The sequence below is a fragment of the Pseudomonas sp. genome, from assembly GCF_030147005.1.
In the GTDB taxonomy this organism is placed as follows: Bacteria; Pseudomonadota; Gammaproteobacteria; order Pseudomonadales; family Pseudomonadaceae; genus Aquipseudomonas.
In genome coordinates this window covers 60,940-72,284 of sequence record NZ_JASLAW010000251.1, presented here as the reverse complement: position 1 = coordinate 72,284, position 11,345 = coordinate 60,940, and the positions used below count along the sequence as shown (strand labels likewise).

Sequence of the window (11,345 nt, the reverse complement as noted above, 5' to 3'; positions counted from 1 at the left end):
ATGCGGTGTATCAGTCACCTATGTATCGACTGACACCCTGCATTCGCAAGCAAGCCCGCTCCCACATTTTTTAACTGTGTATACCCTCGTTTCAGTGGCCCGAAGCCTCCGGCCCCGCCTTGGCCCCGAACGGCGGCTTGGCCAGCCAAACCAGCAACATCAAGCCCATGAACATCCACCCCAGCAACGTGAAGTAATCCACCGTGGACATCATGTACGCCTGGCTGGTGAGGATCTGGTCCAGTTGCGCATACGCCTTGTGCCCGGCTCCACCGAGCGCCTGCACGGCATCGCGGGTTGCCGAGTCATAGGTGGTCATGTTCTCGCTCATGTAGGCATGGTGCTGGTCGGCCCGGCGGATCCAGATCCAGGTGGTCAGCGAGGCGGCAAAGCTGCCGCCCAGCGTGCGCAGGAACGTCGCAAGGCCTGCGCCGTCGGCAATCTGGTGCGGCGGCAGGTCGGACATCAGGATGCTCAAGGTGGGCATGAAGAACAGCGCCACGCCGATGCCCATGAACAGCTGCACCATGGCGATGTGAGTGAAGTCCACCTCATTGGTGAAGCCGGCTCGCATAAAGCAGCTCAAGCCAATCGCCAGGAACGCCAGGCCTGCCAGCAGGCGCAGGTCGAACTTGTGCGCGTACTTGCCCACGAACGGCGACATCAGCACCGGCAGGATTCCGATTGGCGCTACCGCCAGCCCGGCCCAGGTCGCGGTGTAGCCCATCTGAGTCTGCAGCCACTGCGGCAGGATCAGGTTGATACCGAAAAAGCCCGCATAGCCGAGGATCAGCACGATGGTGCCGATGCGGAAGTTGCGGTAAGCGAACAAGCGCAGGTTCACCACCGGGTGCTTGTCGGTCATCTCCCAGATGACGAACACCGCCAGGGCAATCGCCGAGATCACCGCACCGATAATGATGAAGTTGGACTCGAACCAGTCCAGGTCATTGCCCTTGTCGAGGATGATCTGCAACGCGCCGACACCGACGATCAGGCTCAACAACCCCACGTAGTCCATCGGCTGGTAGCTGGTGACCACCGGACGCTTCTTCAACTGCGCGCGCACCACCATCACCGCAAAGATGCCGATGGGCACGTTAATGAAGAAAATCCACGGCCAGCTGTAGCTGTCGGTGATCCAGCCGCCGAGAATCGGCCCGGCAATCGGCGCCACCACCGTGACCATCGCCAGCAGCGCCAGGGCCATGCCGCGCTTGGCCGGTGGGTAGACCGCGATCAGCAGCGTCTGGGTCATCGGGTACAACGGCCCCGCCACCAGCCCCTGCAGCACGCGAAAGCCGATCAACTCAGGCATCGAGGTGGAAATACCGCACAGGAACGACGCCAGCACAAACAGCACGGTTGCCCACAGAAACAGCTTCACCTCGCCGAAGCGCCGGCTCAACCAACCGGTGAGCGGCAAGGCAATGGCGTTGCTCACCGCAAACGAAGTAATGACCCAGGTGCCCTGCTCCGAACTTACGCCCAGGTTGCCGGAAATCGTCGGCAGCGCCACGTTGGCGATGGTGGTGTCGAGCACCTGCATGAAGGTCGCCAGCGACAGCCCGATAGTGGCCATCAACAGGCTGGGTGGCGTGAACGAGGCGTTATTGCTCATCAGCGTTGCGCAGCCTTGGGAGCGGCGACGCTGTTGTCATGGATCAACTGATTGATCATGGCATCGGCCTCGGCCAATTGGCGGTCATACACGTTGGTGGTGAACGACGCCTGCTGCGGCGCCTGTTGCGCCAGGACCGGGCCGCTCTGGTCGTGCAAGTCCACATTGACCACGGTGCTCAAGCCGACTCGCAACGGGTGTTTGGCCAGCTCTTGGGCGTTGATGTGGATGCGTACCGGCACGCGCTGCACGATCTTGATCCAGTTGCCGGTGGCGTTCTGCGCGGGCAGCAAGGCAAACGCGCTGCCGGTGCCGGCGCCAAGGCTGTCGACGGTGCCGCTGTACTTCACATCACTGCCGTAAATGTCGGATTCGATGTCCACCGGCTGGCCGATGCGCATGTCGCGCAGTTGGGTTTCCTTGAAGTTGGCATCGATCCACAACTGGTCCAGCGGGATCACTGCCATCAGCGCGGTACCCGGCTGGACGCGCTGGCCCAGTTGCACGGTGCGCTTGGCCACATAACCGGTGACCGGTGCAATCAAGGTGCTGCGAGCATTGGTCAGGTACGCCTGGCGCAGTTGCGCGGCGGCGGCCAGCACATCCGGGTGGGACGAAACCACCGTGTCATCCACCAGAGCGTTGGAGGTTTTGAGCTGCTGCTCAAGGTTGGTCAAGGCGTTCCGGGCTGCGGTCAGGCTGTCACGGGCGTGGGACAACTCCTCCTGGGAAATCGCCCCGCCCTGGGCCAGGGTCTTGCGGCGGTTGTAGTTGTCCTGGGCAGTCTGCACGTCGGCCTTCTGCGCATTGACCTGGGCTTTCATGCCATCGACGTTGCTGTACAAGCCTCGCACCTGGCGCACGGTGCGGGCCAGGTTGGCCTGGGCACTTTGCAGCCCGACAGCGGCGTCGTTGGGGTCGAAGTTGACCAGCACCTGGCCTTCGTGGACGAGGTCGCCATCGTCGGCGCCGATGCTGACCACGGTACCGGTGACCAGCGGGGTGATTTCCACCACGTTGCCGTTCACGTAGGCGTCATCGGTGCTTTCGTTGAAGCGCCCGTACAACTCGTACCAGGCCCATACGCCGACGGCACCGAGGATGACGATCAGTGCCAGGCCGATCAGCATGAGTTTGCGTTTGCGCGGGTTGTTGTCTTTGGGTTGTTCAGTTGCGTTAGTGTTTTCGGCAGTGGCCATGACAAATACCTCAAATTATTCCGTGCGTGTAGCCGGGGTGGTCGCGGCCGCGTTGTCGGCGTTGAACCCGCCACCCAGGGCCTGCATCAATTGAATCGACAGATCGATCTGCGCAGCATTCAAGGCCGCCAACTGACGTTGGGCCTGCAGCAATTGCTGCTCGATGCTGAGCACATCCAGGTAATTACCGATGCCGGAGCTGTAGCGCTGAACCCCGGTGTCGTAGGACTGTTGGGCGATGTCGGCGGCGTGTTGCTGCGCCTGGATCTGCCGCCCGGTGTCGCGCAGTTGCGACAGGGTGGTGCCGATATCACCCAGGGCTTGCACCAGGGTTTTGTTGTACTGAGCCACCGCCAAATCGTAATCGGCGTCGCGGGCATCGAGGTCGGCGCGCAGACGACCACCGTCGAAGATCGGCAGCGAAATCGTCGGTGCAACGTTGAAGAAGCGGCTGGCCGAACCGAACATGGCGTCCCCCAGCAACGATTCGGCGCCGGCGCTCGCGCTCAGGTTGAGGTTGGGGTAGAAGCGGGTCTTGCTGGCGGCGATGTCCTTGCTCGCGGCTTCCACCCGCCAACGTGCGGCGACCAGGTCCGGGCGTCGACCGAGCAGTTCGGCGGGCAGCACCGAGGGCACGGCGACCGCCGTGGGCTTCAATACATTCGGGCGAGCCAGTTCGTTGCCACGGTCCGGGCCTTTGCCGAGCAATACGGCCAGGGCGATTTTCGCGCTTTGCAGTTGTTTTTCCGCATCGATCAACTGCGACTGGGAGCTCGCTTCCAGGCTTTCGGTTTGCTGGTACTGATATTGGCTGTCGATACCGGAACTCAGGCGGCGCTTGCTCAGGTCAAGCATTTGGCGGGTGCGCTTGAGGTCTTCGGTAGCCAGGTCACGCACGATATGCGCCTGGCCCAGATCGCTGTAAGCCTTGGCCACGTTGGCGGCCAGGGTCAGGCGCGCGGCCTGCTGGTCGACTTCGGCGGCGCGGGCCTGGCCCAGGGCGGCCTCCCAGGCTGCGCGTTGGCCGCCCCACAGGTCGAAGTTGTAATTGAAGCTGGCGCCTATGTTAAGCACCGTCGAATAAGCATCGCCCTCCCCGCGTGGGTCTTGATCCCTGGCCAGCCGCGAACGGCTGACACCGGCGCTGGCATCCACGGTGGGCATGCGGGCGGCGTTGGCGGCATAGGCAGCGGCTTGGGCCTGATGCGCGCGGGCACTGGCGACTTGCATGTCGGGGCTGTGTTGCAGGGCTTCCTGGACCAGGCCATCGAGCTGGGGGTCGCCGAGGCTTTGCCACCAGTCGGCGGCAGGCCATGCGGCGTTGGACAGCGTCACGCCGCTCAGGGATTTGCCGGTTTGCAGGGTATTGGCGTCGAGGCGTTTGCCCTGGGTATCAAGGCCACTGTAGTTGGCGCAACCGGCCAACGTCATCGCCATCAGCACCAGGCTGAATGCGCGTGTGTTCATCAATGACCTACCCGCTGAAGGGTGATGGCATCACCCGCAGCTATCAGAATTTTCTTGAGGATCCGTTCCAGGGTTTCCAGCTCGCCCGGCTCGAGTGAACCGGCCAGTTGGTTGAGGGCCTGGGCGCCAATGTGCGGCAGCATATCCGCCAGGCGCTGGCCGTCGGCGGTCAGTACCAACTGCACCTGGCGGCGGTCCAGTTCGGAGCGCTTGCGGCTGAGCAGTTGTTTTTGCTCCAGCCGGTCGAGCATGCGCGTCATCGAGCCGCTGTCCAGGGACAGGTGGCGGCACAACTCGGCGGGGGTGTCGACGCCGAATTGCGCCATGATGATCAACACCTTGAACTGCGCGGCAGTGATGCCGTGGGGTTCCATATGGGTGTCGATGATGCGGTCCTTGAGGATCGCAGCGCGGCCCAGCAGCAAGCCAAGGTGGCAGTTGTGGAAGTTTTCAGGGGTGAAGTGCGGCATCGGAAGTCACCTTATTACTGCCTAGGCAGTGAATGTGTGACGAGATATTACTGCTTAGGCAGCGAATGTCAAATGGAATAGTTAGGTTGCTTGCTAGTTGTTCAGCGTCTGAGTGATAAAACAAAGCGGAGAGGATGCAAGCGCCCGTGCCATCCAGTTACGAAGGAGCGCTCAATTGTGGCGAGGGAGCTTGCTCCCGCTGGGTCGCGAAGCGGCCCCAGAAAATGAGGACTGCTGCGCAGTACAGCGGGAGCAAGCTCCCTCGCCACAGGTTGCTCGGTGTCCGCTCCAGCCCCTCCCACATGCTGGAGTGAGTGAGCCTTAGAAGTCGCGCTTGTAGAAAATATCCAACGAACTGGCCACACCCGTGGCCACTTCCAGGTACACCTTCTTGCTCAGCAGGTAGCGCAACGCAATGGTGTTGGCCGGCTCGAACACCCCTACTCCGTAACGCAGGCTGAGTTTCTCGTTGATCTTGCCGCTGGCCACCACCGCCGTGTTGTTGCCACTGCCTTGGGTATCCAGGTCGAAGTCCTGGATGCCCAGTTTGTTGGCGATGTCCGAGGTGACCCCGGCGCTGCCCATCAGGCCCAGGCCCAGGGCGGCTTCGGCGAGCATGTTGTTGTCTTCACCGTTGTTGGTGCGCGAACGCCCCAGCACCAGATAGGACAGCGCGTCCTCCTGAGCCATGGCGGGCTCGGAGAAGATCTGCGTGGTCGGTTGCTCGGCACTGCCGCTCAAACGAATGCCGGCCGTGACCGTCCGGGAGGACTCGGTGGTCACGCGTACAGCCTCGATGTCCAGGAACGGTTGATCCAACGGCCCGGCGAACAACAGGCGCGCGCGGCGTACGTTCAGGCGCTGGCCGTAGGCACGGTAACGGCCGTCGTTGAGCCACAGCTCGCCACGGGTGTCCATGTTGTCGCCGATATGCACGTGGCCCTGCACTTTGGCGGTGAGGCCGAAGCCGGCGAAGTTGAGTTGGTCCTCGCCCACCTCTACGTCGATATCCATGGCCATGGCCATCGGCGGTTTGCCCTCTTCGGTCTGGCTGCCGACGATCACCGTGTCGTCGGACACCTTGACAGTGGATGGCGGCAACTCGCGCACGGTGATATCGCCGCGCGGGATGTGCACCTTGCCGGCAATCGCCAGCTTGTCGTCCTTGAGGCTGATTTTCAGGTCGGGCGCCACTTCTAATACGGCATAGGGCTCGACCGTCACGGGCAGTTGCGAGCCCTTGAGGCTCAGGTCGACCACAAGAGCGCGGCTCCAATCGATCTGGCCCCGCAGGCTGCCCTGCCCGGCCTTGCCGCTGCGCCAGGCGCCGTCGAGCTGCACGCTTTCGCCGGCAATCAGGGCCTGCACATTGAGGCCCTCCAGGCTCACGGGCAATTCCGGACCGGACACTTCGCCATCCACCAGATTGACGCTGCCGTTGACCAGGGGCGCGAGCAAGCCGCCGGAAATCCGCCCGTTGCCATTGAGCTTGCCGCTGAGTTTTTCCACCATCGGCACGAACGGTCGTGCCACCGCCAGGTCCAGCCCGGTGAGGCTGAAATTGCCGGTGATCGGCTTGCTGGCCGGCAGCGGATTGATCTGCGCCTGCAACAGCAGCTCGCCGAGCTTGCCGCCACGGAAGTTCAACCGGGTGTCGATGCGTTTGGGGTTGAGGGTGGCTTCCAGCTTGAGGGTGTCGTAGGGGAAATCCAGCCACTGGCCCTTGTCGCGCACGCGCAGGTTGCCGCCACCGGCGTCCACCGACACCACGCCTTTGGGGCCGCCGGCCGGCAGATCAAGTTGCACGTCGGCGTTGAGCTTGCCCTGCCAGGCGAAATCTTTGGGCATGAATGCCGCGAGGCTGTCGATAGGGAATTGCTTGAGGTGGTAACGCAGCTTCGGCTCCGGCATCAGGCGTTGGTCTTCGCCACACAGGCTGGCGCCACCGGACACCCAGCAGTGGGCAGCGAAGGTGAGTTTGCCATCGGCCAGGCGCTCGATTTTCGCCGGGGCTTGCAGCCTCCAGTCCTGGCCACCGGCTTGTACGTCACCACTGGCCAGGCGCCCACGCCAGTTGCCTTTGTCGAGGTTGCCGTCCAAGGCCAGGGCCAGCTTGACCAAAGGGCCGGCCAGAGCCAGCTGGACCTTCTGGTTCTTGATATCGCCCTGAGCGCTGGCCGAAAGCGTGCCAACCTGGGTCTCCCCGCTTTGGATGCCGCTGCCCTTGAGGTCGATTTTCGCGCGCTGGGCGCTGTCCAGCGTGGCATCGAGGTTCAGGCTTTGCAGGCGGTTATCGGCGAACGCCAGCTGCTGGCCCTTGAGGTCGAGTTTGCCTTGGGGCGCCTGCAAGGTACCGGCCACATCGAGGCGACCATTGACCTGCCCGCGCAGTTGCGGCCAGAGCTGGGCCAGGCGCGCCAGCTTGATATCGATCTGCCCGGCCAAGCGTTGCTGCAGGCTGCCGCTGCCGTTGATGCGATTGTCGCCCAGGCGGATGTCCAGGTTGGCGAGCGTCCATTGTTGCCCCGCGCCTTCGGCCTTGGCCGCGAGCACGGCGGTTTGACCGCGCAGACGACCCTTTAGGTCGAGGTCGGCGTTGAGCTTGATCTGCTCGTTCTTGAATTCGCCTTTGCTGCGCAGCGGCCCGGCCAGGGTGCCGGGTAATTCGGCGACCCAATACGCCGGGTTCAACGCCGACAGATCCAGCGCAGTGTCCCAGGCGAGGCCGTCCGCAAATTGCACCGTCAGATGGCCTTCGGCTTTACCTTGACCGGCGGTCAGCTTGAGTTCAGGCAGGAAGATTTGCTTGAGGTCGCCACTGAACGGCGTGACCACGTTGAACTTGCCGGCCGGGCCATCGAGATCGGCCTTCAGGTTGCCCAGGTAGTTGCCATCTTTATAGGAAATTTCACCGTTGAAAGCGCGCAAGGCCACCTGCGGTTCGTCGATCAGCGGATAGAGGCGATGCCAGGGGAAATCCAGCCAATCGAGCTTGGCGTCGGCGCTGAAGCCTTGTTGCCAGTCCAGGTTGGCGCTGAGCTTGAGGCTTTGTCGGGCGCCGGCGTTCAGGTCCAGGCCGGCGATCTGCGCGCCCTTGGCGTCAACCTTGCCGTTGAGCAGCAAATTCACCGGGCCTTTTTCTGCCGGCAGCAGCGCTTTGCCCAGCAGTTGGTAACCGTTTTTCAGATCGCCCTTGGCGCTCAGGTCCAATTGATTGAGTTGCAAGGTGTCAGGCAGATCGGCGCTGGGCTTGAAGGCGTCAGCGGTGATGTGCAACTGGGCCGGCAGGTTGTCCGCCAGCGGCTGCAACTCGCCACTGAGCTTGGCCGGCAGGTAGCCACTGCTGTCAGCGTCGAGCTTGAGTGTCTTGAGCAGGTCACCTTCGACCTTGAGGGCAACCGCCCAGGGTGCGCCGCCCGGTGCATAAGGCAGGCTGAGATTACCGCTGGCGGTCAAAGGCCAGTCGCCGACAGGTTGCAGCAGGCCGGACAAGTCCAGCACCAGACCGCCCCTTTGCAGGTGCACCGCGTCAATCTGCATGCCTTCGGCGGTCCAGTGCGCGGCCAATTGCAAGCCCTTGAGCTCTTCACTGCCGTTAAACAGCAACGTACCGACGCGAACCTCGCCCAACTGAACGGCAAGCGGCAGGTTCAGGTCGGGCAACGCGATGGGCCCGCTGCTGCTCTCTTCGGCGCTGGGCGGAAATTGCAGGCTGACCTGCTCCACGTCCAACTGATCGATGCAGAGGGTCATGCGCAGCAGGCACGCGGGCGACCAGGCAAATGTCGGCGCATTCAGCTCGACGCGGCTGCTGCCTTGCGCCCATATCAGCTGGTCGGCACTCCATTGGCCGCCCAGTCGACCCTGAAAGTTCGCTACGCTCAAGCCCGGCACTTGGCCCAAGGCCCAACGGCTGCCCGCTTGAGTGCCCAATACCGACCACAGCGCCAACACCACCACGGCGAGGATGGCAATCAATGCCAGCCCCGCTATTTTCAAACCACGTCTCACAGCTCAGGCCCCATGGAAAAGTGCAATCGAATGCCGCCCGGGTCTTCCAGGGCATGGGCCAGGTCGAGGCGGATCGGGCCAACGGGCGAGACCCAGCGCACCCCGACGCCCACACCGGTTTTCAGGCTGGGCATGTCCAGGGTATTGAACGAGTTGCCCTGGTCGATAAAGGTGGCGATCCGCCATTTATCGGCAATGGAATATTGGTACTCCGCGCTCAGGGCCACCATATAACGGCCGCCGATGCGATCGCCCCGATCGTTTTCCGGTGACAGGGTCTGGTATTCATAACCCCGTACGCTCTGGTCGCCACCGGCAAAGAAACGCAGCGACGGCGGCACGGACTTGTAGCCGTTGGTGGCGCTGCCGCCCAATTGCGCGCGGCCCAGGAACCGGTGGTTATCCCACAGGGTGGTCAAGCCTTTGATGGTGGCGGTGCCGTACAGCAGATTAGTGTCGGAGCCAAGCCCTTCCTTGGCGACCTTGCTGTCGAACATCAGGCGATAGCCGTTGTGCGGATCGATACGATTGTCGCTGCGCAGGTAGGAATAGCTGATCCCCGGCATCACCAGGTTACTCATGCCCGAGTCATTGCCCAGGAGGTACTCTTCACGCTGGTATTTAAGTGAGATGACCCGCGTCCAGCCACTGGGTAACTTGCTGTGCCATTCGGGGCCGAGGGTGAGCAGCTTGCTCAAGGTGTCGGTGTTGGCAAGCTCTTCATTCTGGTAACCGCCGGCAAAGCGCAATTTGTCGGTGAGCGGTGGGTCGAGCGGGATGTCATACCACAGGCCAACGTTCTGCCGCGGCGCCGAGAGCTCGGCCTCCCAGCCATAACTGTGGCCCTGGGGGTTGACCCAGTGGCGCGTCCAGTTGGCCCTGCCCCGCGGGCCGACGTCAGTCGAATAGCCCAGGCCCAGGCCCATGGTGCGCGGCTTGCGAGTATCGAGCTGTACAGCCACCGGAATCACGTCGTTGGTCGAAGCGGCGGGGCTGGCGTCCACGCGCACGCTTTCGAAGAAACCACTGGCTTGCAGGTTCTGGTTGAGTTCGGCGATCAGTTCGGAGTCGTAAGGTGTGCCACCTTCAAAGGGCACCATGCGTTGCAGCAATTCTTCATCGAATGGCGTGTCGCCGGTAAAGCTGACCTTGCCCATGCTGTAGCGCGGGCCGCTGTCGTACACCAGCTCGATATCGGCTACGCCCGCCTGGGGGTCTACAGAGAGTTTTTGACGGGTAAAGCGCCCGCTGAAAAAGCCGTAGCGCGACGCCTGGTTCTGGATCAGGCGCTTGGCATCGTCGTAATGACCGTGATTGAGCACCGCGCCCGGTTTGAGGTCGTCACTGGCAGGCACGCGAAACCCCTTGAGGCTCGCCGCCGGGCCATCGACCCGCAGGGTGACGTTGCGCAAGTGCACCGGCTCGCCTGGGTCGATGGTCAGGATCAGGCGCGGGTTCTTGCCACCCTTCACATCGCTGGCGATCCGGGGCTGATAGAAGCCCAGCGCCTGGGCCGCTTTGCGCGCCTGTTCTTCGGCGCCACGGCTGAAGCGCAGCAACGCTGCTTCATCACGATCGCCCACCCCGCCGATGTAGCCTTCGATGTTGGCTTTCAGCGCGTCGTTTGAGGGCTTGATGCGCACGTCCAATTCGCTTTGCGCCAATGCGCCGCAGCTTGTGAACAGCAGAATCAAGCCGCTGGTAAATCTTCCTGGAAACTTCATAGGCGCGGATGCTACACGAGCGAGAGAGGATCTTTGAACTCAGATTTATCTGAATAAATCTGTCTCAAACCGTTGCAGCACGTAACGCCTGGGGCTTGGGATGAAAAAACACGTGCTCCAGAACCGGTCCTACAGCAATTTCACCGATTTCCTCGTAGCCCTGGCGTTTATAAAAGTCCAGGTAACGGGAATTGCCCGTGTCGAGCACCACACCCGATGAATGAGGGTCTTCGGCGCACCAGTTGTGCACCGCTTCGAGCAATTGCTCGCCGTAGTGGTGGCCTTGAAACTGCGGATGAACGCCCAGCAATGGCAACACATGCACCGACTCGCTGGGCAGGCACGCCAGCACGGCCTGATGGTATTCAAGGTAACGCCGCGTGCCGCGCACGCCGGTGCTCAGCCACATGCGGATCTGCCAGGCCCAGCTCTCGGTGATGCCCAGGCGTCGCTGCGGCGGCGCGATAAGGGCGATGCCGATCAAGCGGTCGTTGATGAACAAGCCGATGGCCGGAAGCTTCTGGAAAAAATGCTGCTTGACCAGCTCCCGCACAGTGGCGCGTACCCGCTGTTCATAGCCGGGCCGCTCGGCTTCGAAGATGTAGGCGAAGGTCGGTTCGTGACGGTAGGCCTGGTACAACAGGGAACGCGCTTCGCGGGAATAACCGCTATTGAGCACGCGAATGTCGGCAGCGGCCGTCGAAGTGTCAGGCATAACAGTCAATCTCCTGGACGCCACTCAAAAAGATGGCGTTCTTATGGGTACGAACCTGCGCGGCTCCAGTCGTTCCCAGACATTAGCAGCGCATGTGTCCTACCGCCACGCTGGCCCCCATCCGACTTGTCGGCTAGC

Annotated in this window: 7 protein-coding genes; all 7 read right to left on the bottom strand. The window is 62.4% G+C overall.

The features are described from left to right. Positions 1 to 91: 91 nt before the first annotated feature. Complete coding sequence (locus tag Q1V60_RS24235) at positions 92 to 1,621, bottom strand: DHA2 family efflux MFS transporter permease subunit (RefSeq protein ID WP_300635559.1); 1,530 nt, start codon at positions 1,619 to 1,621, stop codon at positions 92 to 94. Continuing rightward, positions 1,621 to 2,820, bottom strand: coding sequence for an HlyD family efflux transporter periplasmic adaptor subunit (locus tag Q1V60_RS24230; protein WP_300635557.1), 1,200 nt, complete (start codon positions 2,818 to 2,820; stop codon positions 1,621 to 1,623). The genes Q1V60_RS24235 and Q1V60_RS24230 overlap by 1 nt, the downstream gene beginning before the upstream one ends. Before the next feature lie 15 nt (positions 2,821 to 2,835). Further along, on the bottom strand, positions 2,836 to 4,287 hold the full coding sequence (locus Q1V60_RS24225) for an efflux transporter outer membrane subunit (protein WP_300635555.1): 1,452 nt from the start codon (positions 4,285 to 4,287) through the stop codon (positions 2,836 to 2,838). Next, entirely contained in the window at positions 4,287 to 4,757 is a 471-nt protein-coding gene (locus Q1V60_RS24220) for a MarR family transcriptional regulator (protein WP_300635553.1), read from the bottom strand. Before Q1V60_RS24220 ends, Q1V60_RS24225 begins: the two co-directional genes overlap by 1 nt. Positions 4,758 to 5,078: 321 nt before the next feature. Continuing rightward, positions 5,079 to 8,768 (bottom strand): translocation/assembly module TamB domain-containing protein, encoded by a 3,690-nt coding sequence (locus tag Q1V60_RS24215; protein ID WP_300635552.1) that lies wholly within the window; start codon positions 8,766 to 8,768, stop codon positions 5,079 to 5,081. Continuing rightward, positions 8,765 to 10,492: an autotransporter assembly complex family protein gene (locus Q1V60_RS24210; RefSeq protein ID WP_300635550.1), complete on the bottom strand. Its 1,728-nt coding sequence runs from the start codon at positions 10,490 to 10,492 to the stop codon at positions 8,765 to 8,767. The genes Q1V60_RS24215 and Q1V60_RS24210 overlap by 4 nt, the downstream gene beginning before the upstream one ends. Before the next feature lie 64 nt (positions 10,493 to 10,556). Continuing rightward, complete coding sequence (locus Q1V60_RS24205; RefSeq protein WP_300635548.1) at positions 10,557 to 11,207, bottom strand: GNAT family N-acetyltransferase; 651 nt, start codon at positions 11,205 to 11,207, stop codon at positions 10,557 to 10,559. Between the last annotated feature and the right edge of the window lie 138 nt (positions 11,208 to 11,345).

Coding starts and splice junctions, on each gene's coding strand:
- Q1V60_RS24235 (WP_300635559.1), bottom strand. CDS start 1,621: ATGAGCAATAACGCCTCGTTCACGCCACCCAGCCTGTTGATGGCCACT.
- Q1V60_RS24230 (WP_300635557.1), bottom strand. CDS start 2,820: ATGGCCACTGCCGAAAACACTAACGCAACTGAACAACCCAAAGACAAC.
- Q1V60_RS24225 (WP_300635555.1), bottom strand. CDS start 4,287: ATGAACACACGCGCATTCAGCCTGGTGCTGATGGCGATGACGTTGGCC.
- Q1V60_RS24220 (WP_300635553.1), bottom strand. CDS start 4,757: ATGCCGCACTTCACCCCTGAAAACTTCCACAACTGCCACCTTGGCTTG.
- Q1V60_RS24210 (WP_300635550.1), bottom strand. CDS start 10,492: ATGAAGTTTCCAGGAAGATTTACCAGCGGCTTGATTCTGCTGTTCACA.
- Q1V60_RS24205 (WP_300635548.1), bottom strand. CDS start 11,207: ATGCCTGACACTTCGACGGCCGCTGCCGACATTCGCGTGCTCAATAGC.